At 69.5% G+C, this 25,564-nt stretch carries 26 protein-coding genes and 3 pseudogenes; 12 read left to right on the top strand and 17 right to left on the bottom strand.

The annotated features are described in order from the left end of the window. Window positions 1–62 precede the first annotated feature (62 nt). From D477_RS15630 to D477_RS15620, 3 genes are read left to right on the top strand one after another with little or no spacing between them, the layout of a single operon-like run. Complete coding sequence (locus D477_RS15630) at window positions 63–965, top strand: ABC transporter permease (RefSeq protein WP_150110159.1); 903 nt, start codon at window positions 63–65, stop codon at window positions 963–965. After that, the gene (locus tag D477_RS15625) at window positions 949–1,974 is read left to right on the top strand and encodes an iron chelate uptake ABC transporter family permease subunit (protein WP_005271557.1); all 1,026 of its coding nucleotides are present in this window, start codon (window positions 949–951) and stop codon (window positions 1,972–1,974) included. Before D477_RS15630 ends, D477_RS15625 begins: the two co-directional genes overlap by 17 nt. Next, on the top strand, window positions 1,971–2,729 hold the full coding sequence (locus D477_RS15620; RefSeq protein WP_005271555.1) for an iron ABC transporter ATP-binding protein: 759 nt from the start codon (window positions 1,971–1,973) through the stop codon (window positions 2,727–2,729). Before D477_RS15625 ends, D477_RS15620 begins: the two co-directional genes overlap by 4 nt. Before the next feature lie 78 nt (window positions 2,730–2,807). Here the strand turns inward: D477_RS15620 and D477_RS15615 are convergent, their stop codons facing one another. Further along, complete coding sequence (locus D477_RS15615) at window positions 2,808–3,185, bottom strand: VOC family protein (protein WP_005271552.1); 378 nt, start codon at window positions 3,183–3,185, stop codon at window positions 2,808–2,810. On the opposite strand from D477_RS15615, the pseudogene D477_RS23890 reads away from it, so the two are divergent. Together D477_RS23890 and D477_RS23725 are read left to right on the top strand one after the other, a co-directional pair. Then, a pseudogene (locus D477_RS23890) lies at window positions 3,139–3,930 on the top strand (molybdopterin-dependent oxidoreductase); the annotation flags it as partial. The gene D477_RS15615 and the pseudogene D477_RS23890 sit on opposite strands and share 47 nt — an antisense overlap. 140 nt (window positions 3,931–4,070) lie before the next feature. After that, complete coding sequence (locus D477_RS23725; protein ID WP_424580019.1) at window positions 4,071–4,436, top strand: hypothetical protein; 366 nt, start codon at window positions 4,071–4,073, stop codon at window positions 4,434–4,436. Here D477_RS23725 and D477_RS15605 read toward each other — a convergent pair. After that, the gene (locus D477_RS15605; RefSeq protein WP_005271539.1) at window positions 4,433–5,032 is read right to left on the bottom strand and encodes a maleylpyruvate isomerase N-terminal domain-containing protein; all 600 of its coding nucleotides are present in this window, start codon (window positions 5,030–5,032) and stop codon (window positions 4,433–4,435) included. The genes D477_RS23725 and D477_RS15605 overlap by 4 nt on opposite strands. A gap of 80 nt (window positions 5,033–5,112) precedes the next feature. Between D477_RS15605 and D477_RS15600 the strand changes: the two genes are divergently transcribed. Then, window positions 5,113–6,363 carry a THUMP-like domain-containing protein gene (locus tag D477_RS15600; protein ID WP_005271533.1) on the top strand — a complete coding sequence of 417 codons (1,251 nt, stop codon included), beginning with the start codon at window positions 5,113–5,115 and terminating at the stop codon, window positions 6,361–6,363. A 72-nt stretch (window positions 6,364–6,435) separates the two neighbouring features. Here D477_RS15600 and D477_RS15595 read toward each other — a convergent pair whose 3' ends face one another. Further along, window positions 6,436–8,073, bottom strand: a complete 1,638-nt coding sequence (locus D477_RS15595; RefSeq protein WP_005271530.1) for a glycoside hydrolase family 3 N-terminal domain-containing protein — start codon at window positions 8,071–8,073, stop codon at window positions 6,436–6,438. A gap of 117 nt (window positions 8,074–8,190) precedes the next feature. On the opposite strand from D477_RS15595, the gene D477_RS15590 reads away from it, so the two are divergent. Further along, a complete protein-coding gene (locus D477_RS15590; RefSeq protein ID WP_005271526.1) occupies window positions 8,191–9,336 on the top strand; it encodes a glutamate--cysteine ligase in 1,146 nt (381 codons plus the stop codon). A 394-nt stretch (window positions 9,337–9,730) separates the two neighbouring features. Here the strand turns inward: D477_RS15590 and tsaD are convergent, their stop codons facing one another. From tsaD to D477_RS15550, 8 genes and pseudogenes are all read right to left on the bottom strand, one after another. Then, window positions 9,731–10,798: a tRNA (adenosine(37)-N6)-threonylcarbamoyltransferase complex transferase subunit TsaD gene (tsaD, locus tag D477_RS15585; protein ID WP_005271524.1), complete on the bottom strand. Its 1,068-nt coding sequence runs from the start codon at window positions 10,796–10,798 to the stop codon at window positions 9,731–9,733. Beyond that, on the bottom strand, window positions 10,795–11,313 hold the full coding sequence (gene rimI / locus D477_RS15580; protein ID WP_081608589.1) for a ribosomal protein S18-alanine N-acetyltransferase: 519 nt from the start codon (window positions 11,311–11,313) through the stop codon (window positions 10,795–10,797). The genes tsaD and rimI overlap by 4 nt, the downstream gene beginning before the upstream one ends. Before the next feature lie 35 nt (window positions 11,314–11,348). Then, window positions 11,349–12,017, bottom strand: a complete 669-nt coding sequence (gene tsaB / locus D477_RS15575) for a tRNA (adenosine(37)-N6)-threonylcarbamoyltransferase complex dimerization subunit type 1 TsaB (protein WP_005271511.1) — start codon at window positions 12,015–12,017, stop codon at window positions 11,349–11,351. 126 nt (window positions 12,018–12,143) lie between these two features. After that, window positions 12,144–12,536, bottom strand: coding sequence for a hypothetical protein (locus D477_RS15570; RefSeq protein WP_150110157.1), 393 nt, complete (start codon window positions 12,534–12,536; stop codon window positions 12,144–12,146). A gap of 445 nt (window positions 12,537–12,981) precedes the next feature. Then, entirely contained in the window at window positions 12,982–13,443 is a 462-nt protein-coding gene (locus D477_RS15565) for a hypothetical protein (protein WP_005271497.1), read from the bottom strand. A 137-nt stretch (window positions 13,444–13,580) separates the two neighbouring features. Beyond that, window positions 13,581–14,146 (bottom strand): annotated as a pseudogene (tsaE, locus tag D477_RS15560) (tRNA (adenosine(37)-N6)-threonylcarbamoyltransferase complex ATPase subunit type 1 TsaE). Continuing rightward, window positions 14,143–15,324, bottom strand: coding sequence for an alanine racemase (gene alr / locus D477_RS15555; protein WP_005271494.1), 1,182 nt, complete (start codon window positions 15,322–15,324; stop codon window positions 14,143–14,145). The pseudogene tsaE and the gene alr overlap by 4 nt, the downstream one beginning before the upstream one ends. 86 nt (window positions 15,325–15,410) lie before the next feature. Next, on the bottom strand, window positions 15,411–15,629 hold the full coding sequence (locus D477_RS15550) for a hypothetical protein (RefSeq protein ID WP_005271490.1): 219 nt from the start codon (window positions 15,627–15,629) through the stop codon (window positions 15,411–15,413). Window positions 15,630–15,879: 250 nt separating this feature from the next. Between D477_RS15550 and D477_RS15545 the strand changes: the two genes are divergently transcribed. Beyond that, window positions 15,880–16,197 (top strand): MmcQ/YjbR family DNA-binding protein, encoded by a 318-nt coding sequence (locus D477_RS15545; RefSeq protein ID WP_005271487.1) that lies wholly within the window; start codon window positions 15,880–15,882, stop codon window positions 16,195–16,197. Window positions 16,198–16,210: 13 nt separating this feature from the next. Here D477_RS15545 and D477_RS15540 read toward each other — a convergent pair whose 3' ends face one another. From D477_RS15540 to D477_RS21315, 3 genes are read right to left on the bottom strand one after another with little or no spacing between them, the layout of a single operon-like run. Continuing rightward, window positions 16,211–18,847, bottom strand: coding sequence for an MMPL family transporter (locus D477_RS15540; protein WP_005271482.1), 2,637 nt, complete (start codon window positions 18,845–18,847; stop codon window positions 16,211–16,213). A 3-nt stretch (window positions 18,848–18,850) separates the two neighbouring features. Then, on the bottom strand, window positions 18,851–19,195 hold the full coding sequence (locus tag D477_RS21320; RefSeq protein WP_052510812.1) for a hypothetical protein: 345 nt from the start codon (window positions 19,193–19,195) through the stop codon (window positions 18,851–18,853). Then, complete coding sequence (locus D477_RS21315) at window positions 19,192–19,497, bottom strand: TetR family transcriptional regulator (RefSeq protein ID WP_052510811.1); 306 nt, start codon at window positions 19,495–19,497, stop codon at window positions 19,192–19,194. Before D477_RS21315 ends, D477_RS21320 begins: the two co-directional genes overlap by 4 nt. A 131-nt stretch (window positions 19,498–19,628) precedes the next feature. Between D477_RS21315 and D477_RS15530 the strand changes: the two genes are divergently transcribed. Next, window positions 19,629–20,639, top strand: a complete 1,011-nt coding sequence (locus D477_RS15530) for an NAD-dependent epimerase/dehydratase family protein (RefSeq protein WP_005271479.1) — start codon at window positions 19,629–19,631, stop codon at window positions 20,637–20,639. Then, window positions 20,629–21,309 carry a hypothetical protein gene (locus D477_RS15525; RefSeq protein WP_043847248.1) on the top strand — a complete coding sequence of 227 codons (681 nt, stop codon included), beginning with the start codon at window positions 20,629–20,631 and terminating at the stop codon, window positions 21,307–21,309. The genes D477_RS15530 and D477_RS15525 overlap by 11 nt, the downstream gene beginning before the upstream one ends. Here D477_RS15525 and mgrA read toward each other — a convergent pair. Together mgrA and D477_RS15515 are read right to left on the bottom strand one after the other, a co-directional pair. Then, a pseudogene (gene mgrA / locus D477_RS15520) lies at window positions 21,290–22,322 on the bottom strand (L-glyceraldehyde 3-phosphate reductase). The gene D477_RS15525 and the pseudogene mgrA overlap by 20 nt on opposite strands. Further along, window positions 22,319–22,756 (bottom strand): hypothetical protein, encoded by a 438-nt coding sequence (locus D477_RS15515; RefSeq protein ID WP_005271474.1) that lies wholly within the window; start codon window positions 22,754–22,756, stop codon window positions 22,319–22,321. Before D477_RS15515 ends, mgrA begins: the two are co-directional and overlap by 4 nt. Before the next feature lie 90 nt (window positions 22,757–22,846). Here D477_RS15515 and D477_RS15510 point away from each other — a divergent pair, with 90 nt between their 5' ends. Further along, the gene (locus D477_RS15510; protein WP_005271471.1) at window positions 22,847–23,530 is read left to right on the top strand and encodes a helix-turn-helix transcriptional regulator; all 684 of its coding nucleotides are present in this window, start codon (window positions 22,847–22,849) and stop codon (window positions 23,528–23,530) included. A gap of 78 nt (window positions 23,531–23,608) precedes the next feature. Next, complete coding sequence (locus tag D477_RS15505) at window positions 23,609–24,028, top strand: arsenate-mycothiol transferase ArsC (RefSeq protein WP_005271468.1); 420 nt, start codon at window positions 23,609–23,611, stop codon at window positions 24,026–24,028. A gap of 122 nt (window positions 24,029–24,150) precedes the next feature. Here D477_RS15505 and D477_RS15500 read toward each other — a convergent pair. Then, window positions 24,151–25,564: NAD(P)H-hydrate dehydratase (locus D477_RS15500; protein WP_005271465.1), on the bottom strand; the 1,414-nt coding region annotated here is incomplete at its 5' end.

Here is a 25,564-nt window from a genome sequence, read left to right as displayed (position 1 = left end):
GCGGATCCGGCAGCCAGCTCATCGGCGCCGGGGCCGCCGTCGCCGCGCTGGCGATTGCCAGCATGTTCGTCGGTGTCTCCGACGTTTCGCTGCCTGCCCTGCTGGCCGGCGATCCGACGGCGTGGGACATCTTCTGGATCAGCCGCGTTCCGCGCACCAGCTCCGTCATCCTGGCCGGGATGGCCCTCAGCGTGGCCGGCCTGATCATGCAGCTGATGGCCCGGAACAAGTTCGTGGAACCGTCCACCGTGGGAACCGTGGAGTCCGCATCGCTGGGCATCCTGGTCGTGACCGTCGCCGTCCCGGGCGCGGCGCTGCTGGCCAAGATGTCCGTAGCAGCCGTGTTCGCCGCGCTGGGCACCGGACTGTTCCTCCTCGTGCTGCGCCGGATCCCGCTGCGCAACACCCTGCTGGTGCCCCTCGTGGGCATCATGCTCGGCGGCGTCATCGCCGCCGTCACCACCTTCTTCGCCTACCGCTTCGACCTGCTGCAGACACTCAACAGCTGGATGATCGGCGACTTCTCCGGCGTGCTGCGCGGCCGGTACGAGCTGCTCTGGATCGTGGCCGCGCTGACGCTGGTTGGCTACCTCTGCGCGGACCGCTTCACGATGGCCGGCATGGGCCAGGAGTTTTCCACGAACCTGGGCCTGAACTACAACAGGGTGATGATGACGGGACTGGTGATCGTCTCCCTGATTAGCGCCGTCGTCGTTGTTTCCATTGGCAGCATCCCTTTCCTTGGCCTGATTGTCCCGAACCTGGTCTCGCTGGCCTTCGGCGACAACGTGCGCCGCTCGGTCCCGTGGGTCGCGGTCTTCGGCGCCGGCTTCGTGCTGGCGTGCGACATCATCGGCCGGGCCATCCGCTTCCCGTACGAGATCCCGGTCGGCGTGGTGGTGTCCGCGGTCGGCAGCGTGCTGTTCCTCTATCTCCTGCTGCGCAAGCGTGAACGCCGTGGGTAATACAGCTAGCACGCAGCTTCCCGCCGCCCTCACCCAGCGCACCCGGCGGCCGCTGAAGTCGCTGGCGCCGCGGACCTGGATCATCCTGCTGGCCGTGCTCGCCGCCGCCCTGGTCGCCACGTTCATGCTGATCGACCTGCGCGGCAACCTCGGCTACATCCTCCCCCGCCGAGCCATCAAGGTGGGCTCGATGCTGCTGGTGGCGTACGCCGTCGGGGTTTCCACCGTGCTCTTCCAGACGGTCACGTCCAACCGGATCCTGACCCCGTCCATCATGGGCTTCGACGCGCTCTACATGCTGATCCAGACGGCGCTGACCTTCGCGATCGGCGGGCAGGCCCTGCTGGCCTTGGGCGCCCCGGCCCGGTTCGTGATCGAGGTCGGGCTGATGGTCGGCTTCTCCTTCCTGCTCTACCGCTGGCTCTTCACCGGTGGCGGCAAGAGCCTGCACCTGATGCTGCTGGTCGGGATTGTGTTCGGCGTGATGTTCCGCGGGATCTCCTCGCTGCTGCAGCGCCTGATCGACCCGAGCGAATTCATCATCCTGCAGGACCTGTTCTTCGCCAGCTTCAACAACGTGGACGGCCTCCTCCTGCTGGTGTCCGCGGTGGCCGTGGTTGCGGTCAGCACGCTGGCCTGGCGGATGCGGCAGCAGCTGGACGTCCTGTCCCTCGGCCGCGACATGGCGGTCAACCTCGGCGTGGACCACAAGCGCTCGGTCACCACGGTGCTGGTCATCTGCGCCGTGCTGGTGGCCGTCTCGACCGCGCTGGTCGGTCCGATCACTTTCTTCGGCCTGCTTGTGGCCAGCCTGGCCTACCAGCTCTGCAGCCACTTCCGCCACGCCTACGTGCTGCCGATCGCCGTGCTGCTCGGCGTCATCGCGCTGGTCGGCGGCCAGCTGGTGCTGGAGCAGGTCTTCGCCTTCGACACCGCGCTGAGCATCGTCATTGAATTCGTGGGCGGCATCGTCTTCATCGCCCTGCTGCTGAAAGGCTCGGTCAAATGATCCACGTCTCCGACGTATCCAAGCGCTACGACGGCCAGACCGTGGTGGACGGCGTCAGCTGCTACATCAAGGAGGGCGGCATCACCTCCATCATCGGGCCGAACGGCGCGGGCAAATCCACGCTGCTGTCCATGATGAGCCGGCTGCTGCCCATGGACGCCGGCCGCGTCAGCATCGACGGGCTGGATGTCACGGAGACCGACAGCCGCGAGCTCGCCCGCAAGATGGCCATCCTGCGCCAGGAGAACCAGCTCAGCGTGCGCCTGACCGTCCGCGACCTGGTCGGCTTCGGCCGCTTCCCCCACAACAACGGGCGCCCGACCGCCGCCGACGAGGTGCACATCGACCAGGCGCTGGAGTACCTCGACCTCACCGCCCTCGCCGACAAGTTCGTGGACGAGCTCTCCGGCGGGCAGCGCCAGCGCGCCTTCATCGCCATGGTGCTGGCACAGGACACGGACTACCTGCTGCTGGACGAGCCGCTGAACAACCTGGACATGAAGCATTCGGTCGAGATGATGCGGCTGCTGCGCCGCCTGACCGACGAGCTGGGCAAGACCGTGGTCCTGGTCATCCACGATATCAACTTCGCCTCCTGCTACTCGGACAGCATCGTCGCCATGCGGCAGGGCCGGCTGGTGCATCAGGGCCCGCCGGCGCAGATCATGCAGCCGGACGTGCTGCGCGATGTCTACGAGATCGACATCCGGATCGAGGAGATCGACGGCAACCGGATCGGCGTCTACTTCGCCTGAGCGCGGTCCCGCCCGCCTCACCTGAGTGCAGCCAAGTACGACGGCGGTGCGCCGCCTTCCGTCCGGACCTCGCCCGGGTCAGGCCTTCAGGACCGAGAGCACGTTCCCGGCCGGGTCCCGGAACCAGGCGATGTCCGGGCCGTTCCCGCGCATGATGCCCTTCTCGTCCGTGGGCAGATTGGGGTCGTCGTAGATCTTCGTCTGGATGCCCTTGCCGTTCAGCTGCTCAACGGCCGCATCCACGTCGTCGACAATGAAGTTCAGGATCGTGAAGCTGGCCGGCTCGTGGTTGTCCTTGGGGTACACCATGACCTCCGCCCCTCCGGGAAGCGCCAGGCTCAAGGTGCCCATGCCGCCGTCGTTCACCCCCAGTCCCAGGACCTTGCCGTAGAACTCCTTGGCTGCCGCGATGTCGTTGACGCTGAAGCTGCTGATGGCACGCGCTGAAGCAAGCATGGGTTTCCCCTTCCGGATTCGTTGTCAGGTTCCACCTTGGCATGTGCGCCCGGACCATGCCAGACCATGGACAGTCCGTCCACCCGCGGCCCAAACTGGTGCCATGAAAAAAACAGCGCTGCGCCCGCGGCGCTCGGCGGCCGCGAAGGCGCCGTCACCGCATGCCGCGGAGCCAACTTGGGGAAACATCACCCGCGAGGAACTCCATCTTTCCTCGCGGAACCACGCGATGCCGCTGGAGCTGCTGCACTGGACGGCGACTCCGGTTGGAATGCATTACCTGCTGATCCACTTCGACGTACCCGCGATCGATCCGGAGACGTGGTCGCTGCGGGTCCATGGCGCAGTGCAGCGGCCGCTGGATCTCCGGCTGGATGACCTTCGCGCACGGGAACAACGGACGCTCGCGGTGACGATGGAGTGCGCCGGGAACGGCCGCTCGCTGATGGAGCCTCGCCCGGTCAGCCAGCCGTGGATCCTCGGAGCGGTCGGCACTGCCGTGTGGACCGGGACGCCGCTGTCCGGAGTCCTGGCCGAAGCGGGGCTGGAACCGGGGGCCGTGGAAGTCGTCTTCACGGGGGCGGACCGGGGCTTCCAGGGCGGAGTCGAGCAGGCCTATGCCCGGAGCCTGCCGGTGGACATTGCGGCAGGCGAGGATATCCTGCTCGCCTACGAAATGAATGGCCAGCCGCTCATGCCGCAGCATGGTTTCCCGCTCCGGCTGCTGGTGCCGGGCTGGTACGGCATGACCAGCGTCAAGTGGCTGCGCAGCATCGAAGCGGTGACGACGCCGTTCGAGGGCTTCCAGCAGGCGGTCGCCTACCGCTTCCAGCAGGATGCGGACGATCCCGGCAGCCGGTGTCGCGGATTCGCGTCCGGGCGCTCATGGTTCCACCCGGAGAGCCGGACTTCGCGTCGCGGCGCCGCGTACTGGCGGCGGGCCCGACTCTGCTGGAAGGACGAGCCTGGTCGGGGCAGGGCAAGATCAAGGCTGTCGAAATCGGGATCGACGGCGTCTGGTCCGAGGCGCATCTCGAGCCAGCCGTGGACAAGTACGCCTGGCAGCGCTGGACCTTCCCTTGGGTTGCTTCCGAGGGAACGCACGAACTGATCTGCCGGGCCGAGGACGCCCAAGGCAACACCCAGCCGCTGGCGCCGGAGTGGAACTACCAGGGCATGGGCAACAATGCCGTGCAGCGAATCGACGTCACGGTCCGGCCCAGCCTGGACGACGGGACGGCCTTCCCTTAGACCACCGAGTAGCCGGCCGGCAGGGACGCCCGCCCGGTGAGCGCGAACAGCAGCTTGCTGCCCTCGCCGCGGGCCGCCGCGATCTCGATGGCGAGCTTGTTGGCTGCCAGTTCGACGTCGGCCGGCAGCGACGTCCGGATGCCGCAGGCCGCGGCCAGGTCCAGGCTGTGCACGGCGAGCTCGAAGATCCTGGTCGGCAGGTAGTCGCTCAGCCGCATCCCACCGGCGATGGTCTCGATCACGCGGTCTTCGACCAACGGGACCACCTCGTTCAGCCGGACCAGCATCCGGTCCACCGTCTCCACCGGCTTGGGCCCGAGCTCCTGCGCTGCCCTCACAGCCCGGGCAGTGATATCGGGCGACGACGTGAAGTCCTGGCCGGAGAAGTACGCCGCGGCCGACGCCACCGTGACCTGCTCGGCGGGCCGCTCCAGGTAGGTCAGCACGGTCACCAGCGCCCGGCTGGTATGGCCGGCCAGCGTGCGCACGTCCCACTCCCCCAGCCCGGGCTTGCCCCAGGCCTCCTCAGGAATCCGGGACAGCACTCCGCGGAAGTGCCGGCCGGCCGCCAGGTATGTCGTTCCACCAAGAATCATGCGCCCATGCTATCGGGCGCCCATCACTGCTGTTCCTCCTGTGTCAGCCCGGCCGTCGAGGCTGGACTAGGCTTGAATCCATGGCTTCGGAGAACATTGCGCCCCTTCTCACGCCCGAAGGATGGGAGCTGCTGAACTCTTTGGGCCCCTACTCGGAGGCCAACAGCCTGAAGACCAGCACCGAGCTGCGCAAGGCAGGCCACTCCCCCGAGCTGATCTCGGCGGCGCTGACCCAGTCGAAGCTGCGCGGCAAGGCCGAGGCCAAGTTCGGTCCGTTCGCGGCCAACATGCTCTTCACCCAGGCGGGGCTGGAACAGGCCACCCGGCTGAACATTGCGGCACTGCATGCACAGCGCTTCGTGGCTGCCGGCGTCGAACACGTCGCGGACCTGGGCTGCGGGATCGGCGCGGACGCGCTGGCGATGGCCACGCTGGAACGCAAGGTCACCGCCGTCGAACGCGATGAAACTACCGCCGCGGCGGCGACGATCAACCTCATGCCCTGGCCCAATGCGACGGTGGTCAACGCCGAAGCGCAGGACGTGGACCTGGCCGGCGTCGACGGCGTATGGCTGGATCCGGCCAGGCGGACAACGACGACGTCGGGCACCACACGCCTGTTCGATCCGGAGGCGTTTTCGCCGCCGCTGTCCTTCGTGGAACAGCTGGCGGACCGTGGCCTGCCGGTCGGTGTGAAGCTGGGCCCGGGCATCCCGCACGAGGCGCTGCCGGCCGGCTGCGAGGCGCAGTGGGTGTCGGTGGACGGCGAGGTGGCCGAGGCCGCGCTGTGGTTCAACGTGCTGGCCCGGCCTGGGGTCCGGCGGGCGGCGCTGGTGATCGGGCACGGCGGCTCGGCGGAGGTCACCAGCGGGACGGACTTCGATCCGGCCGGCCAGGACGTGGAACTCGGGCCGGCCGAAGGCTACCTGTACGAGCCGGACGGCGCCGTGATCCGGGCCGGGCTGGTGGCAGATGTGGCCAAGCAGCTCGATGGGCATCTGCTGGATGAGCACATCGCGTATTTCTGCGCGCCGGAGCTGGTCGAGACGCCGTTTGCCCGTGCGTACAAGGTGCTCGAGGTGCGCCACTACAACGTCAAGAAGCTCAAGGCGTGGGTGAAGGCGAATCGGATCGGCACGCTGGAGATCAAAAAGCGCGGCACCTCGGTCACGCCGGAAGAGCTGCGCAAGACGCTGCTGACCGGCTCGGGCAAGGGGCCGAACAAGGCGACGCTGGTGCTGACCCGGATCGGTGAGGAACGGGTGGCGATCGTGGTCGAGCCGGTGCCGGGTCCGGGCGGGCGCAGCCGCAGCCGGGATGTGCGGCCGTAGCCGGTTAACCCGGCCCGAAGTAAGCCGCAGCTTCTGTCCGGAACGAACGGCGCGAGCCAGAGCCCGCCCGGGTCAGCTGCAGCCGGTGCCGGCCTCGAATCCGCCGACGTCGGCGGGCAGCTTGCCCGGTGCGCCGGCTTCGCCGGTCAGGTAGTCCAGCAGGGCGTCGAAGGCGGCCGGTGTGTCGCCGTAGAGCGCGGCCTTGGTCTCGGCCTGCGACAGCTCCAGCCCCCACGGCTCGGCCAGCGAGACCACCACGTCACCGGAGCCGGATTCCCGTCCGGCCAGCAGGGTGACCACCGGCCCCGAGCCGACTTGCAGTCCGCGGGCGCGCGCCGCTTCCGCCAGCCGCGCGTTCGCCACCGGGTCCGAGCCCTGGACCGTCAGGGCGCCGTCGACCTGCCCGCCGCGGCACTGGCCGGTCAGGACGGTCAAGGCGGCAGCGGAGGCGGCCTTTGCATCGTCATCGTGGGTACCGATCTCCTCCAGCGAGGGCGTCTGGGCGATCGACTTCTGCCACAGCTGCATGGTGACCACGCGCGTGGCGGCCTCATCCAGCCGCTCTTCCGCCAGAGTGCCGTCCTCCAGCGCGGCGAGGATGGCGGCATGGGCGGCGTGCACGTCGGTGGGCATCAGCAGCAGATCGGCCCCGGCTGCGAGCGCCATCGGAGCCGCCTGGCCGCCCGGGTACGCGTTCTCCACCGCGCCCATATTGAGCGCGTCCGTCACGATCACGCCCTCGAAGCCAAGGTCGCGCAGAGCCTGGTAGCTGGCCGCCGACAGCGACGACGGCACTCCCGGTTCGAGGGCGTTCACGGCGATGTGGCCCATCATCATGACCGGCGCCCCGGCCTCCGCAGCGGCCTGGAACGGCGCCCAGTCGCGGGCCTTCAGCTCGGCCACTGAGGCGTCCTGGACGGGCAGGTCCAGGTGCGAATCCGTGGTGACCGAGCCGTGCCCCGGGAAGTGCTTGATGCTGGGCATGATGCCTGCGCTCTCGAACCCTTCCAGCAGCGCCGGAGCCTGCGCCGAGGCGAGGGCCGGATCGCTGCCCAGGGAGCGCGCGCCGATCGTGGGATCCTGCGGCCCGATGGTCAGGTCGACGCTGGGCGCGTGGTCCATGGTGAACCCGAGGGCGGCCAGTTCGGTGGCCATCGCCGCCATGGAGTCCCGCGACACCTCCTCGTCCGCCGCCGCCCCGTAGGTCATGGGGGCCGGCCACTCGGTCAGCGGCGCCCGCAGCCGGGAGACGATGCCGCCTTCCTGGTCCACGGAGATGATGCCCGGCCAGTCGCGGCCGTCGAACATGGCATCCTGCAGCGTCTTGTTGACCTCGGCCATCGCGGCCACGTCCACCGTGCCGTCCGCCGCCAGCGGGACGTTGTCGCCCATAATGATGCTGCCACCCAGATGCAGCTGCTCGATCGCGGCCACCTGCGGAGCCGGGTCGGTCCCGGAATAGAACGCGACGATCACCTGCCCCGCCTTTTCGGCGACGCTCATCGCGGAGACGGCGGCAGCGGCGTCGTCGTAATTCTGCTGGCTGGGTCCCCAGGACAGCCGCGCCTCCTCAGTGGGGGCGGCAGACGACGACGGCGGGGCGCCGCTCCCGGTCCCGGGTTCCGGCGGGGCGGTGGTACAGGCGGAGAGGACCAGGGAGGTGGCCGCCAGCCCGGCAAGCGCCAGGCCGCGGGAACCGAGCTTTTTCACGTACTTGACCGTACCACTGCGTAGAATCGAGATAGGTTCTCCGCCGCAGCGCTGCGTGCCGGAAACACAGCGCCGGCGGGACGTGCCGGTCGACAACGCAGCAGATCAGGAGCCCGTTTGAACATCGATTTCGCGCATTCGGCGCAGTCCACCCTCGGCGTCGAATGGGAGCTGGCGCTGGTGGATGCCAAGAGCGGCGAACTCGTGTCCGCGGCCAAGGAGGTCCTTGCCGAACTCTCCCGGAACCACCCGGACCTGAAAGACGACGACGAGCATCCGCACGTGAAGCAGGAGCTGCTGCTCAACACGGTGGAGCTGGTCACCGGGATCTGCACCTCGGTGGAGCAGGCCAAGCACGAGCTGGCCGACGGCATGCGCTCGGTGCGCTCCGTGACGGACCCAAAGGGGATCGAGCTGTTCTGCGCCGGCAGCCACCCGTTTGCGGCGCCGCGGTCCCAGCCGGTCACGGACAAGGAACGCTACGCCAAGCTGATCGACCGGACGCAGTGGTGGGGCCAGCAGATGGTGATCTACGGCGTCCATGTGCACGTTGGTCTGGACCATCGGGACAAAGCGCTGCCGGTGCTGGACGGGCTGGTCAACTACTTCCCGCACTTCCAGGCGCTGTCCGCGTCCTCGCCGTACTGGGGCGGAGAGGACACCGGCTACGCCTCGCAGCGGGCGCTGATGTTCCAGCAGCTGCCCACCGCCGGGCTGCCGTTCCAGTTCCCGGCCTGGGCCAACTACGAAGACTACGTGCAGGACATGTTCACCACCGGGGTGATTGACACGCTCAGCGAGATCCGCTGGGACGTCCGGCCGGTGCCGCTCCTCGGGACCATCGAGATGCGCATCTGCGACGGCATGTCCTCGCTGCAGGATGTCGGGGCCATCGCCGCGCTGACGCAGTGCCTGGTGGACGAGTTCTCCACCGTGCTGGACAACGGGTGGGCCATTCCCACCATGCCGCCGTGGCACGTGCAGGAAAACAAGTGGCGCGCCGCCCGGTACGGCCTGGACGCCATCATCATCCTGGACGGCGCCGGACGGGAGAAGCTGGTCACCGACCACCTGCGCGACGACGTGCTGAACCGGCTGGAGCCGGTGGCCAGGAAGCTCGGCTGCAGCAATGAGCTGGCGGACGTGGAGAAGATCATCGAGCGCGGGGCCGGCTACCAGCGCCAGCGGCGGGTGGCCGCGGAGAACGACGGCGATCTGCGTGCCGTAGTGCTCGACGTGGTCCGGCAGATGCGCGAAGGATAGCGGGCCTGCTGCCGGCCCAGGCGGAGGCCGAGCGCTGTTCCGGCGGCCGCTGCGAGGGACAGTACGCCGGCGCCGGACAGGGCCAGCCCGGTTTTCTGCTGCGCGGAGAGCAGATCGAGGATGCTGAACGGGGCGTTGGCTATGAGGCCGAAATCGTGCGCCGGCGCGGATTGGTGAATGGCAGCTCCGGCGATGAGCAGGAGCAGGCCGGCAGCAGCAGCACCAGGTCCGGTCTACGGCGCAGGAAGTTCATGCTGCGGAGCGTAGCAGCATTCACCCCGCGCCACATTGAGCACCGCTTCCGGCTGGCGGCGCGGCGTCGCGTGCAGAAAACAGGGCAGCAGGCTTGTGCCGTGAACGCCGGTGCGGTGAATGTGGCGCCGGCTGTTTCCGCTCAGAGGTGGATGCTGGTGACCGGCATCGACGAGTCCGGAGCGAACCCGATCCCGGACGGCTCGCCGCCGGCCATGACAATCTGCGAAGCCAGCGCCGCGACCATGGCCCCGTTGTCCGTGCACAGCGAAATCGGCGGCACGCGCAAGGAGATGCCGTGGGCCGCGCAGCGTTCCTCGGTCAGCGCGCGCAGCCGGGAATTTGCGGCCACTCCCCCGCCCAGGAGCAGGTTGGTAATGCCGTTTTCCGTACAGGCGAGCATGGCTTTGGCGGTGATGACGTCCACCACGGCCTCCTGGAAGGACGCGGCGATGTCCGCCACGGGGACGTCCTGGCCGGCGGCCTCGAACTGCTCGACCGCGCGCGCCACCGCGGTCTTGAGCCCGGAGAAGGACCAGTCGTAGCGGTGCGGACCGGGGGCCTCGGCCGTGCCCATGTACTTGGGCTGGCTGAGCCCGCGCGGGAAGCGGATCGCCTTGGGGTTGCCTTCGCGCGCCAGCTTGTCGATCGCGGGCCCGCCGGGATAGCCCAGGCCGAGGATCCGGGCCACCTTGTCGTAGGCCTCGCCGGCGGCGTCATCGATGGTGGAGCCAAGCAGTTCGACGTCGTCGGTAATGGATTTCACGCGCAGGATCTCGGTGTGGCCGCCCGAGACCAGCAGCGCGCCGAGGTTTTCCGGCAGTGCTCCGCCGTCCAGCAGCCCCACGCCGACATGGGCCACAAGGTGGTTGATCGCGTAGAGCGGCTTGCCCGTCGCCACCGCGAGTGCCTTGGCCGCGCAGACCCCGACCATCAGCGCCCCGGCCAGGCCCGGTCCGGACGTGACGGCGAGCGCGTCGACCTCGTCAAGCGTCACACCGGCCTGGTCCAGTGCCTGCTGCAGGGTCGGCACGAAGGCATCCAGGTGTGCGCGCGAAGCGATCTCGGGGATCACGCCGCCGAAGCGCACGTGCTCCTCCATCGAGGAGGACACCGTGTTGGTCAGCAGCGTGTCCCCTCGGACAATCCCGACGCCGGTCTCATCGCAGGAGGACTCGATCCCGAGCACCAGCGGCTCGCTGCGGTTCATCGGACATCCTCCGGTTCTTCGGTGTGTGCAGTCGGCTCGGTCTGCAGCGTGGGTGTGGTCCCCGAGGAGCCGGGCACCCCGTTCCAGCGGTCCAGCTCCAGCCGCATGATCAGCGCATCCACGCCGTCCCGGTAGTAGCGCGGGCGTATATGGATCTGCTCGAAGCCGAACCAGCGGTAGAGCCGCTGCGCACGCGGGTTGTCGGCACGGACTTCCAGCAGCACGTCCCTGGCGTTCCGCCGCGCCGCTTCCTCGATCAGCAGGGTCAGCAGCTGTGTGCCGATGCCCTGGCCCTCGCGCTCGGGCACCACGGCGATGGTCTGCACGTCGGCGATCGGCTCGATGCACATCAGCCCGGCGTAGGCGATGACGCGGTCCAGTGCATCCACTGCGACGTAGTAGCTGCGGGTTTCCGGCTGCGCGAGTTCGTCCTCGAACATCTGCAGCGGCCAGGCGTCCAGCGGGAACAGCTGCCGCTCCAGTTCCTCCACCACCGCCACGTCGGCGGCCGTCATCGGCCGGATGCGGCCGGCGGGCAGTCCGGTGTCGTTCACAGCGCCCGCTTCCGCGGACCGGGAACCTTCGCATCGGATTCGCGCAGGTACAGCGGAGTGGTCTCCAGCAGCGGCAGGCCGCGGACCAGACTAACGACGGCGGTGCGGCCGAGCGCTTCAGCGGTGGGCTGGGTGCCGCTGAAGTCGGGGACGGCCTTCAGCTGCTCCGGGTAGAGGCCGGCCCCACGCCCGTAGGCCGGCAGCTCGGGCACATCGGCGGGCGCGGATACATGCGGTCCGTCGATCAGCTGGTGGGTTCCCCCGGTGCTGTAGTAGCGGGCCCAGTAGACCTCTTTGCGGCGGGCGTCGGTGGCGACGATGAACTCGTCGATGCCCAGCCGCCAGGCGTCCAGGGCTGCGTCGACGGCAATGGCGTCCAGGCTCATCACGCCGTGCAGCGGCTTGTTCCAGGCGAAGGCCAGCGCGCGTGCGGTCGCAATGCCGGAGCGCAACCCGGTGAACGGCCCGGGCCCGACCCCGACCACCAGGGCGTCCAGCTCCGCACCGGATACGCCGGCTGCGCAGAGGAGCCCGTGGATGCCCGGTGCCAGCACCTCGGCGTGGGTCCTGGTGTCTTCGGTGGCGAAGGCCTGAAGCGTCTCCCCTTCTCCGGTCAGCAAGGCCGCGCTGGCGATGGCGGAGGTATCGATGGAGAGGATCAGCACCCCACCATTTTACGTGCTCCCCGCAGTAGCCCCGTCCAGCCTGCGTCGTTGCCCCCGGTTTTCAATCGCTCAATGTGCGGGGGCCGGTTGTCCTGGAGTGATCGGCGTCCAGGTAGCGGGAATCCATCAGGGCGTACCTTCCTGGTACCGCACGTCCTCGACGGCGTCGCGCAGGGTGTGCCAGACGATTGAGGACGACTGGGCTGCCAGTTGGACCCTGCCGTCGGGGCTGGTTCCAAACAAGTAGTGCCCGGCGGCTCCTGCATTGACGAAACCGCGGCGGAAGCCGTTCCGTCCGATCGTGGCCACCCAGACGAACCAGGGCTCGCGCCACATCCGGCGCAGCCCGGCGTCCGCCTCGTCCGGCGGTTCAGTCGCGGGATCGAGGATGCGCTGTTCGAACAGCGAGCGCCCGATACCGGCGGCCGTGCCGGCGATGGACCAGGCCGGGCCGAGGCCTGCCCACGCCGCCATGACGGAGGCGGCGTCCTGGACGCCGGCGACATCCAGTTGCACCATGGTCCCGGCTTCTCCGGATTGATAGCCGAGCATGAGGGCGCGCGCCGATGTCCCCGCCGCCACGGCAGTCCAGCGCCGGCCCACCCACAGCTGCAGGGCGGTGTGCTTACCAGGTGCCAGCCGTCGATGCGCGCGGTGGCCTGCGCCGTCTGCACGGCGTGGCGGAAAAAACGCGTGTCCGCTGAGTAGACGCCGCGGGCGTCGGTGAACCCCCAGCTACTGAACTCGCGCGCGAGGTGCGGGCGGCGCAGGGCTGCGGCTGTGCCGAACCGGCGCTGGGCGGTGCTGATGAGCACGCCGGCAGCCTCCGCGGACACCCAGGGCCCGGTCGAGAAATAACCTTGCCCGTCCGCCAGCCGGCTGGGGTCGTCAAGCCCGGCGACGGCACACGCAGATCCCGGCCGGCCGGCTTCGTTGCCAGGGGCTTCCTCTTGCAGCACGGCGCTCATGCTGCCGCCTGTTCCCAGGCCAGCGAGGAGAACATCGCATCGAACGCGCCGCGGACCAGCGGCACCTGCGCCACCGTACTGCTGGCGACGATGTCCAGGCAGCGCCGGTCCAGTTTGAGGATCCAGCGTCGGACCAGCACTGTGGTCTCTGCGATGCGGTAGGTGAATTCCAGCCGGCGCCCGGGCCGGCCGGCGTGCTCCACCGCCTCGCTGGCGATCAGCAAGGGGTCCTCGTACTGCTGCTGGGCCTCTTGGCCGGCCCGGAGGGCGATCCGCTGCAGGGACTCGGCGGAATCGTAGCTGACCACCACGAAGCTGGGCCGGAACGTGCCGGACGGCATCCCGCCGAGCGCCAACACCAGCTCGGTGTGCTCGACCGTAACCTCTTCCCAACCGGCGGGGGCTGTCACGGCGACATCAAGCGGCGGACGGATAGTCCGCTTCACCCATCCGGCCACGCTGGAACTCCTCGGTCAACGGCATTATTGCGCCCTCCAGCGTAGGCAGGTCCGGCCGGCATCCGCGATGGGGAGGACTCCCCATCGACCCGGGCTCCGGGCCGGGCCGTGGTCGCGCCTGGCGGTCAGCGCCGCGGTCAGAACGGGCCGTGTTCGGCCCACCGCGGACCGTAGGCTGCCATGCTGATCAGCCGGTCCTCCGTCTCGTCCGGTTCAGCGAAGTCAAGGACGACGCCGGTGCTGCCGCCGTCTGCGGCGCCGGTGTTTCCGGCGGGTGCGGTTCCGGTGGACCGGTGCAGGCTGATGTCCAGCCAACTGTCGGTCAGGTGCTCGACCCGGCCGCGGCCCCATTCGACCACGGTGACCGAGCTGTCCAAGGTGTTTTCCAGGTCGATGTCGTCAATTTCGGCCTCGGATTCCAGCCGGTAGGCGTCCACGTGCACCAGGTCCGGACCGCCGGATAGCGACGGATGCATCCGCACCAGCACGAACGTCGGCGAGATGATGCCCGGGCGTACGCCGAGGCCTTCACCAGGCCCTGGGTGAAGGTGGTTTTGCCGGCTCCGAGTTCCCCGGTGAGCACCAGCAGGTCCCCGGCCTGCAGCTGGGCCCCGATCCGTTTGGCCAGCGCCTGGGTTTCCGCGGCGCTGCCCACCGGATACTCCGCGGTCCAGGCGGGCCCGGCATCCTCGCCGGCGCTCACGCGTCGCTCCCGGCCGGCACACCGCCGTCGTTGCTGGCCTCGCCGTCCACATAGACGCGCGGCACGCGGGGACTGATCCGCGTGACGATCTCGTAGTTGATGGTGCCGGCGGCGGCGGCCCAGTCCTCGGCCCCGGGAGCATCCTCGCCCGGCCCGAACAGGGTGACCTCTTCGCCGACCAGGTCCGGGGACTCAGCCGTGCGCAGATCCACCACGAACTGGTCCATCGCGACTCGGCCGACGACGTCGTAGCGCTTGCCGCCGATTTCCACCTGGGCGCCGCTGGCAGTGCGCGGAATCCCGTCGCCGTAGCCCATCGGCACCAGGACCAGGGTGCTCGGGGCATCGGTCTTGTAGCGCAGCCCGTAGGACACGCCCTGCCCCTGGAGCACGCGCTTGCAGTTGGCCACCCGGGAACGCAGGGTCATCGCCGGCCGCAGCTTCAGGTCCGCGGGCCGCTCGTTCTCGAACGGCGACAGCCCGTAGATGCCCAGGCCCACCCGGACCATGTCGAAGTGGGCGTCCGGCCGGCTCAGGGTTCCGGGAGTGTTGGCCAGATGGCGGACCTCCAAGTCCAGCCCGGCGTCCTCGGCCAGCGCCACCGCATCACGGAACCGGTCGATCTGCTCGTCCGTCTCCGGCCGGCGCGGTTCGTCGGCCACAGCGAGGTGGGAGAAGACGCCGACCACGCGCAGCAGCCCTTCCTCCTGGTACGCCGTGGCCTGGCCTATCAGCTCTTCCCAGCGCTCCGGCGTGCAGCCATTGCGCCCCATGCCGGTGTCGATCTTCAGGTGCACGCGTGCCGGACGCTGCACCTCCTTGGCCGCCGCCGCGACATGGTCGATTTCCCAGCCGGAGATGCCGATGTCCACATTGGCCGTCAGCGCGGCGGTGAAATCGCTCTCCGGCGTGTGCAGCCACGCCAGGATGGGCGCGTCGATGCCGGCTGCCCGCAAGGCCAGCGCCTCGGTGATGTGCGCGACGCCCAGCCAGGCTGCCCCGGCTTCGAGGGCGGCTTTAGCCACCGGCACCGCTCCATGCCCGTAGCCATCCGCCTTGACCACGGCCATGACCCTGGCGGGCTGGGCCACCTCCAGGAAATGGCGGACATTGTGCCGGACGGCCTCCAGATCGATCAGGGCCTGGCGCTCAAAACTTTCGGATGATGCTGGCTTCACCCTTCCATTCTTCCACTTGGCACCGCCGGCGCCGGTTATGACCGGGCCGCTTGTGCACAAGTCGGCCTGTGCGGCGGGCTGTGGAGCTAAAGTTCGCGCAGGTCGCGCAGCTCGCGGCGGATGGCCAGTTCGTGGGCGACGGTGTTGAAGCGGAAGAGCGTTTCCCCGTCCGGAGCCAAATGGTCATTGCACTCGCGGAACAGCTCCTCATTGACCCTCGCCTGGAGCACCTCCAGCTCGATCCGGGTCAGGACCGTCAGATCAGGGGGAAACTCATCCGACGGCTTCAGGGCGGAAAACGGCATGTCCGGTCCCTTCTGCAGCTGCCCTACTGCTTTCAGTTGCGCCGGCGGATACCCCCAACACCGCCCGCCGGACTCTGACTTCTCCATTGGACCGTGCTTCCGTACTGCTGGCAAGCCCCGGATCTCCCTAATCCGGCCCGTGGCCGCAGGATTGGGGAGATCCGCCCGGTCCCGCTGGTCCGACGCGCTTATCCGACCCGCTTGTCCTGCCGGCGTGGACCTCGGCCGCCGGGCATGCCAAGGTGGGACCATGCCCACCGAGGACGATGTGCGCCGGCTCTGTCTGGCTCTGCCGGAGGTGACGGAGCGGCCCAGCTGGGGCCAGCCGGCCTGGTTCGCCCGGACGTTGATGGCCCGGATCTGGGAGCCCGGTGTGCTGACGGTCAAGACCCAGGAGCGGGAGGCGCTGGCTGGCACCGCCCCGGAGATCTTCTTCTGGACCCGGCACCACGACAGGTCCCCCAACCTTGTGCTCGTCCGGCTGGATAAGGTCACCCCGGAGGAGCTGGCCGAACTGCTCGACGAGTCCTACCGCCTTGCCGGCCCGCCCGGGAAGAACCGGCGGTAGCCGCTCCTCCCGGCTAACGCGCGCCGACCGGCTCCGGCTCCCGCTCCTGCGGCGCGGCGGCGGCCAGCTTGGCCCCTTCCACGTCCACATCGGGCAGGACCTTCTCCAGCCAGCGGGGCAGCCACCACACGGACTTGCCGAGCAGGTGCATCGCCGCCGGGATCAGCGTCATGCGCACCACGAACGCGTCGAGCAGCACGCCCAGCGCCAGCGCGAAGCCGATCGGCCGGACCATGGTCAGGTGGGAGAAGATGAACCCGGCGAAGACCGAGACCATGATGATCGCGGCGGCCGTGACCACCTTCGCGCCGTGGTTGAAGCCGCTGACCACCGCGGCCCGGGCCTCCTCGCCGTGCGCGTAGGACTCGCGCATCCCGGAGACCAGGAACATCTGGTAGTCCATGGCCAGCCCGAAGAGCACCCCGATCAGGATCATCGGCAGGAAGCTCAGGATCGGGCCCGGATCATGCACGCCGAAGATGCTGTCCAGCCAGCCCCACTGGTAGATCGCCACCACGGCGCCGAAGCTCGCACCCAGCGAGAGCAGGAACCCGGCGGTGGCCAGCAGCGGCACCAGGATGGAGCGGAAGACCAGCAGCAGCAGGATCAGCGACAGCCCGATCACGATCGCCAGATACACCGGCATGGCGTCGGCGAGTTTGTCGGAGACGTCGATCTGCATGGCCGGCTGCCCGGTGACCGAAACACCGACGCCGGTGCTTGCCTCGAGCGCTTCGGCTTCGGCCCGCAGGTGGTGGACCAGGTCTTCGGTGCTTTCGGCCGCCGGGCCTTCCTCCGGGATGACCTGCAGCGCGGCGGTCCGTCCGTCCTCGCTGGTTCCGAACGGCACCGCCGCGGTCACGTGGTCCAGGGCGCGCAGTTCGCGCGACAGCTCCAGCAGCCGCTCGTCCGCCTCGGTCCCTTCGAGCCCTCCAGGCCGGTCGGCGACCACGATGAGCGGCCCATTGATCCCCTCGCCGAAGCTCTCGCCGAGCTGGGTGTAGGCGCGGTAGGCGGTGGAGTCCGCCGGCTCCGAACTGCCGTCCGGCAGCCCCAGCCGCAGCTCGGTTGCCGGCACCGCCATCACGCCCAGCAGGGCCACCCCGGCCAGCAGCGCCAGCCAGGGGCTGCGGGTCACAACCCGGCCCCAGCTCCGCTTTGGATCGTTCACTGACGCAGGATCCGCCGTCGTACTTGCCGTGCCTGCCGCTGCGGGACCGGACCGGCCCGCCCTGGCCCACGCCCGCTTGGAGAGGATGCGTTTGCCGATGACCGCGAGCATCGCGGGGGTCAGGGTGAGGGCAACGACGACGGCGACGGCCACCGTGGCGGCACCGGCCAGTCCCAGCACGGTCAGGAACGGAATGGCCGGCACGGCAAGCGCGGCCAGAGCGATGATGACGGTCAACCCGGCGAACAGCACCGCGTTGCCGGAGGTGCCGGTGGCTCGGCCGATGGATTCGGCCAGCGGCATGCCGGCCAGCAGCTGGCTGCGGTGCCGGTTGACGATGAACAGCGAGTAGTCGATGCCCACGGCCAGGCCCAGCATGAGCGCCAGGACCGGCGAGATGGAGCTCATCTCCACTGCACCCGAGAGGGCGATGGTGCCGCCGACACCCACGCCGACGCCGACGACGGCCATCAGCAGCGGCAGGCCGGCGGCGATCAGCGTGCCAAGCATGATCACCAGGACGGCGGCCGCGACCGCGATGCCGATGATTTCCGCGGCGCCGAAGAGCTGCGAGATGTCCTCGACGATGTCCTTGCTGTATTCGGCGTTCAGCCCGCCGACCAGCGCCGCTTCGGTCATTTGCTGGACGGCCTCGCGATCCTCCTTCGCGACCTCCATCATGGTCTTTTCGAACTGGACCTGCATGAACGCCGCATCGCCGGCTGCGGAAACGAAGCGCACGCCTTCGGAGGACTGCTGCTGCAGCTTCGCCGCTTCCAGGTCGGCGACGCCGGACTCGTAGTCGTCCCGGCCGTCCCTGAGCTGCCGCTCGGCCTCGTCGAGCTGCGCTTCGGCCGCCTCCAGCTGGGCCTTCTGCGGTTCCAGCTGGGCGCGCTGGGCCTCCAGCTGCGCGCGGATCTGGGCAGCCATCGCCGACTGGCCTGCGGCTTCGGCCTGGGCGGCCTGGGCTTTCGCTGCGGCCAATTGGTCCTCGGCGGCCTGCAGCTGCAGCTTCCCGGGCTCCAGCTGGGCGCGGCCCGCGTCCAGCTCGGCCTGGCCTTGCTCAAGCTGGCCGGCCGCGGCCTCCAGCTCGGCCTCGCCGCCGGCGATCAGTTCCGGTGCGTCATCCAGTTGTGCCTGCAGCTCGAAGGGGTCGGTCGCGCTCTTGACGGCATCGTGCTCCCCCAGGTCCGCTGCCAGCTGCGCAACCGCAGCCCGCTGCTCCTGGCTGAATTCCCCGCCGTCGTCCGTGGTGAACACAATAGTGCCCAGGCCGCCCGCGGCATCCGGCAGGCTCTCCTGCAGCTCGTCCAGCACCTGCTGGGATTCGGTGCCCGGGATGGAGAAGGTGTTGGACAGGGTGCCGCTGAACGCGGCGACCGAACCGCCGACGGCCACCATGACGGCCAGCCAGGCCGAGATGAACCACCAGCGCCTGCGGGCGGCGAGCTTGCCGAGCTTGTACAGCAGAGAGGCCATGTTCTAGGAGTCCTTGGGGTCGAAGGTCGAGCCGTTGATGTTGAAGCCGCCGCGGAGCATGTCGAGGCTCTCGAGCAGGTGCTGGTGGAAGGCCAGGGGTTCGGGGTTCCGGGCGGGGCCGGAGTCGGTGGCGGCGGTCTGCATCGCCGCCTTGGCGCAGGCGATCAGCGAGCCGGCGAGCGCGCGCACCAGCAGCGGGCCGGCGGCCGCACCGAGGCGCTGGTGCAGCCCCTCCTCCAGCTTCTGCTGGGCGCTGTTCCACAACTGCAGCTGCATCCGCTCCAGCTGCGGACTGTCCTCGGTCATCGCGTAGATCTCGCACATCTCGGCCATCCGGTCCCGGCTCATCTCGCGCCGAGGGTGGCCAGGACGGCGTCCATGACCGGCTCGTCGTCCGGCCGCTCATCCAGCCGGCGGAAGGCGTCGTCGAGGAATTCTTCGACGGGGCGCGCCACGGCCGCCTCGATTGAGGGGAAGTAGTTGAAGAACGTGCGCCGGGAAACGCCCGCCGCGTCAGCCAGGGCGTCCACGGTGAAGCCGCCGGGGCCATGGTCCCGTGCCAGCCTGAGGGCTGCTGCGGAGATCGCGTCCCGGGTGGCCTGCTTATTGAGTTCGCGCCGGCTCGGCGGAGCCGCGGATGGTTCCTGCACCCCTCCACGATAGAACCAAGCTTGCACACCATGCAAACTTTCACAGCATGCAAGAACTTTGCGGCCGGCCGCCCTCCCCTCTGTGCGAACAACCCTTGTCCTTGCCGCCGGCATGGGATGCACTGGGCGGTATGCGGCTTCTGGTTCTCGGCGGTACGGCGTGGCTCGGCAGCACCATCGCGGCAAGGGCGGTGGAGCTGGGCCACACGGTCACCTGTTTGGCCCGCGGCACCGCGGCGCGCCCGCCGGAGGGCACCGAGTTCGTCCGCGCCGACCGGGATGCGCCGGACGCGTATGCCGGCGTGGCCGGGCGGGACTGGGATGCGGTGGTCGACGTCTCGCGTCAGCCCGGGCAGGTGCGGACCGCGGCGGCAGCGCTGGCCGCCCGCGCCCGGCACTTCACCTTCGTCTCCTCCGCCTCGGTCTATGCGGACCACGGCACAGCCGGTGCCGCGGAGGACGCCGGGCTGCTGCCCCCGCTGGACGGGGACGTCATGGACAGCATGGCGGTCTACGGCGAAGCCAAGGTCTCCTGCGAACAGCGTGTGCTGGAGCATTTCGGCCCGGACCGCTCCCTCATCGTCCGTTCGGGGCTGATCGCCGGCCCGGGCGACGAGACCGGCCGAACCGGGCACTGGCCGCTCCGGTTCTCCCGGCCGGCGGCGCAGGACGGCAGTGTCCTGGTGCCGGACTCGCCCGGGCTACAGACCCAGGTCATCGACGTGCGCGACCTGGCCGCTTGGATTGTCGACGCCACCGCGGGCGGACTGGCTGGAACCTTCAATGCCACGGGCGACGCGCTGCCGCTTGACGAGCATCTGGCCGCGGCCCGTGAGGTTGCCCGCCACATCGGCCCGCTGGTGCGCGCGGACCAGGACTGGCTGGCGGCCCACGGCGTCGAACCATGGATGGGCGCGAAGTCCTTGCCGCTCTGGCTGCCGCTGCCCGAGTACGCGGGCTTCAGCGCCCGGGACACCAGCGCGGCCAAGGCCAACGGCCTGTCCCTCCGGCCACTGCGGCAGACCCTGGCCGACACCCTCGCCTGGGAGCTGGCAAGCGGCGCGAACCGTCCGCGGCGCGCCGGGCTCACCCCGGAAGAGGAACGCGACCTGCTCCTGGCCCGCTCCGCCGATGCCGGCTAAGCACCAGCGGGATAATAACGACGGCGGCGCCGGGCCCGGGTGCCCGCCGCAGGACTGGTTTGTGCTGCTGGAGCGCATCACCCTGGAGGTCTCGGGGCTGCTGGAGAACCGGCGGATCTGGCAGGACCTGCAGGCCCGGAACGGCCCGACGTACGGCGTCGCCCGTGGCCGGCCGGCGGACGGCCATCCGCCGGAGGCCACCGATCGGGACCATGACTGGCTGGTGCAGCTCTATTACCGCGATGCGGCGCTCGGCATCCGCCGCATGGTGGACGGCGACCGCCGGACCGGGTCGCTGAAGCGGCTGCTGCAGAAGATGGCGGAGGATCCCAGGCTGCTGCCCGAAACCTGGTTCCTGGCCGGCAGCTCCGGCAGCCGCCGCGAGGAACTGGCCGCCGCCTTCAAGGAGCGGGCTGACACCCTCTGGTTCGGACACCTGAACCCGGCCGTCCCGCGGGCGGACCTCGCCGAGCTCTCCTCGGCCACCGCCGGGATCAAGTGCTGGGTGGACCAGCACATCACCCACGCACAGCTGGATCCGCACTCAACCCAGCCTCCGCCGTCGGACATTGACGCTGCCCTGGACCTGCTGGCCCGACTGCTGGAGAAGTACACGTTCCTGCTGCGCCCGCACGGCGGCGCCGGCGGGATCAGTGCTTCCAGAGGTTGATGCCGGACTCCACCGCATACTCGTCGATGGCATCCAGCTCGTCCTGCGTGAAGTCCAGCCGCTCGACGGCGGCGAGGTTCTCCTCGAGCTGGCGCACGCTGGAGGCCCCGACCAGCGCCGAGGTGACCGGAGTGCCCTGCACCTGCTCACGCAGCACCCAGGCGATGGCCAACTGGGCCAGGGACTGGCCGCGCGCGGCGGCAATCTCGTTGAGGCCGCGCACCCGGCCGAGGTTCTCCTCGCTCAGCAGCGCCTCCGAGAAGGACTTGTTCTGGGCCACCCGCGAGTCGTCGGGGATCCCGTTGAAGTAGCGCTCCGTCAGCATGCCCTGGGCCAGCGGGGAAAACGCGATCGAGCCGATGCCCTCCTCGGCCAGCACATCGAGCAGGCTGGGCTGCCGTCCTCCACCCAGCGGTTGAGCATGGAATACGAGGCTGGTGGATCAGCAGCGGGGTGCCCAGTTCCCGCATGATCCGGGCAGCCTCGCGGGTCTGCTCGGCGGTGTAGGAGGAGATGCCGGCATAGAGCGCCTTGCCGGAGCGGACCGCCTGGTCCAGCGCGCCCATCGTTTCCTCCAGCGGAGTGTTCCGGTCCGGGCGGTGGCTGTAGAAGATGTCCACGTAGTCCAGCCCCATCCGCTTCAGCGAGGCGTCGAGGCTGGAGAGCAGGTACTTGCGCGAGCCCCATTCGCCGTACGGGCCCGGCCACATCAGGTAGCCGGCCTTGGTGGAGATGACCAGTTCGTCCCGGTAGGGGCGGAAATCCTCGGCCATGTGGCGGCCGAAGTTCGTCTCTGCGCTGCCGGCCGGCGGACCGTAGTTGTTGGCGAGGTCGAAATGGGTGACGCCCAGGTCGAAGGCCCGGCGCAGGATCGCGCGCTGGACCTCGAACGGCTTGTCATCGCCGAAGTTGTGCCACAAGCCCAACGAAACCGCCGGGAGGTGCAGTCCACTGCGGCCCACCCGGCGGTAAGGAGTCTTGTCGTAACGGTCTGTAGCAGCCTCAAACGTCATGCGTTCATCATGCCATTGCCCTTCCGGGACGCCCGATCGGTGGCCAGGCGATTCAAGGCCAGCGCGCCGACAAGGAGTCCGAAATCACGCAGCGCCACGTCGAAGAAGCCGGGCAGCACGAGCAGGTTGATGATGATGCCCGCGAGCCAGGCCGCGACCACGAGGGAACCGATGCGCGGCCGCCAGGCGACGAGCAGGCCGGCCAGGATTTCCACCACGCCGACCGCCCACATGAACTGCTGGGCGGAGACCGGAACGACTTCGGTGGCGACCGGTGCAAGGTATTGGGTCCAATCGGTGAGCAGGTTGGTGAACTTGTCCAGGCCGAAGAGAATCGGCGCGATGGTGAAAACCGTGCGCAGCAGCATGAAGGCCTGCTGCGCCGGGCTCCGCAATCCCGTCCGGACGGCGGTGCTGGGCTGGTGTGTGACCATGACCAATCCTTTCTAAAGTTAGTGATACTTGACTTTAGAAAGCGCCGGCTGTTATGTCAATGGTCATTGTTTTTAGAGTAGGATTTTCCTATGGGAAGACACAGCCAGACCGACGCCGTCACGGCCGTTGCCGCCCTGGCGGACCCCTCCCGCCGCTCGGTCTACGAGTTCGTCCTCGCCTCCGCTGCCCCCGTGAGCCGGGACGACGTCGCCGGGAAGCTCGGCATGGTGCGCGGCACCGCGGCGTTCCATTTGGACCGGCTGGCACGCGAGGAACTGCTCACCGTCAGCTACCGGCGGCTGACCGGACGCAGCGGCCCCGGCTCCGGCCGCCCGACCAAGCTCTACGCACCGACCGTCCGGGAAGTCTCCGTCAGCCTCCCCCAGCGGCACTACGATTTCGCGGCCGAACTGCTCGCGGCCGCCGTCGAGGAATCCACCCGCACCGGCAAGCCGGTGGACGAGACCCTCAGCCGCGCCGCCGCGCAGGCCGGGGCCGAGATCGGCTCCGAGGGCAAGCTGGAGGATGCCTTGGCCGAGTACGGGTACCAGCCGGTGCGTGACGAGGACGGCAGCATCATCATGCGCAACTGCCCCTTCCACCGGCTCTCCAAGTCCCACACGGCAACGGTCTGCGGCATGAACCTGGACCTGCTCGCCGCCGCCACCGCCGCCTCGGAACCCTGCGGCTGCAGCGCCGTCCTGGATCCGGCGCCCGGCCGCTGCTGCGTTCGCATCCTGCCGCCCGAAACCGGCTCCGGCATGCAGGCATAATGGAGCCAGCGCCCTCCGTGAGTGACTAACCGCGCCCCACCGCGAGGACGAACCGACCAACGATTGGACCATCCACCCATGAGCTTCAAGGCCGACAAACCGACCGTCCTTTTCGTCTGTTCCACCAACAGCGGCAAGTCCCAGATGGCCGCCGGGCTGATGAAGGCAGCGGCGGACGGCCAGATCGACGTCCGTTCCGGCGGCACGAACCCCGGCAGCGCCATCAACGGCCAGTCGGCGGAGTCATTGGACGAGCTCGGCATCGACATCCACGCCGAAGTGCCCAAACCCGTCACCGCGGAGGTCCAGCGGGAAGCCGATGTCGTGGTGATCCTGGGCGAAAACGCGCAGCTCGAGGAGGTCGACGGTACCCGGTACGAGCGGTGGATCATCGACGAGCCGAGCCTGCGCGGCATCGAAGGCCAGGAACGCATGCGCCTGGTCCGTGACGACATCGACGCCCGGGTCCGGGAGTTGCACCAGCGGCTCGTCCGCTGATCCAGGTGCCCGGGTCCAGTCCGCTGGCTGCCGCCCGGCGGTTGCCCTTTGGCCCGGCCTCGGGCCACGGCTGCGATCTCGGCGTCCGCCCGTCCGCGCGTCCGCCGGTCCACGCGTCCGGCTCAGGCTTGCAGCAGCCGGCGGATCGTCTCGGGCAGGGCGCGGCTGATATCCGATGCCGCGACCGGACCTCCCGCCGATGCTGCCCTGCCGGCGAGGCCGTGCACGGCGGCGGCGAGCGCTGCGATCCCCGCCGGCCGGTCCGGCCCCGCGATACCGGCGTCCTCCAGCCGCGGGCCGTCCACCGTGGCGGCGAGCGCACCGAGGATGCCCGCAAGCGTGTCGCCGGAGCCAGCGGTCGCCAGCCAGGGCGTCGCGTTGTCCTGGCTGAAGAGCGTGCCGGAGGGTGAGGCGATGACGGTGGCCGCGCCCTTGAGGAGCACGGTGGCCCCGGTCAGCCCGGCGGCCAGCGTGGCGAATTCCGACGGCGAGGCCTCCACCTGCCCGCGCGTCACCTCGACGTCCTGCCGGCCGAGGATGCGGACCAGTTCGCCGGCATGCGGCGTCAGCACCACCTGCGGGGCAAGCTCATCCGGCAGCAGGTCCAGCGCGTTGGCGTCCGCGATGACCGGCAGGCCGGAAGCCAGCGCCGCGCGCACGCGTTCCACCTGCTCGGGATCGGTTCCGGTGCCCGGGCCCACCAGCCAGGCCTGCATGCGGCTGTCCGCAACGCTGTCCGAGCTGCTGCAGACCGCCTCCGGCGTGGAGGCGTTCACCAGCCGGCAGACGTCCGCAGGCCCCAGGTAGCGGACCATGCCGACGCCCGTGGCCGCGGCGGCCTGCGTGCAGAGCAGTGCTGCACCGGGGTACTGGGCCGAGCCGGCCACGATGCCGAGCACGCCGCGGCTGTATTTATGCGCGGCCCGGCCCGGCACCGGCCAGAGCTCTCGGACGTCGGCGGGCTCAAGGCGGCGCAGTGCCGGCTGCGGCAGGTGGGGGCCCAGGCGGATGTCCACCGCTTCCACCCGGCCGGCCGCGCCCGCTGCGGGATCGGCGAGCAGGCCCGCTTTCAGGCCGCCGAAAGTCACCGTCACGTCGGCACGCAGGACCGGCTCGAACAGCTCGCCGGTGTCCGCCGAGGTGCCGCTGGGCAGGTCGCAGGCGACCACCAGCGGCGGCGGGGCGGCGGCGACGGCACAAACCAGGGCCGCGGCCGGATGGCGCAGGCCGCCCGCGGCCCCTGTACCGAGGATCCCGTCGATCAGCACGTCGGCATCCCGGCAGAGCACGGCCAGTTCCGCAGTGTTGGCCTCGGTCAGCCGGACCTCCCGTCCTCCCGCAGCGATGAAGGCGGCCAAGGCCTCCGGATGGCAGCGCTGGGAGGTGAGCACCGCCGTCGTGCTTGCTCCCCGGCGGGCCAGCGACGCGGCGGCGTAAAGGGCGTCGCCGCCGTTGTTGCCGCTGCCGGCCAGGACCACCAGCCGCGCCCCGTAGATCCGGCCGCGGCGGGTCTGCAGCTCACGCAGGACGGCGCTG

The sequence above is a fragment of the Arthrobacter crystallopoietes BAB-32 genome (assembly GCF_000328305.2).
Classification (GTDB): domain Bacteria; phylum Actinomycetota; class Actinomycetes; order Actinomycetales; family Micrococcaceae; genus Crystallibacter; species Crystallibacter crystallopoietes_A.
This window is presented reverse-complemented; position numbering and strand designations above follow the sequence as displayed.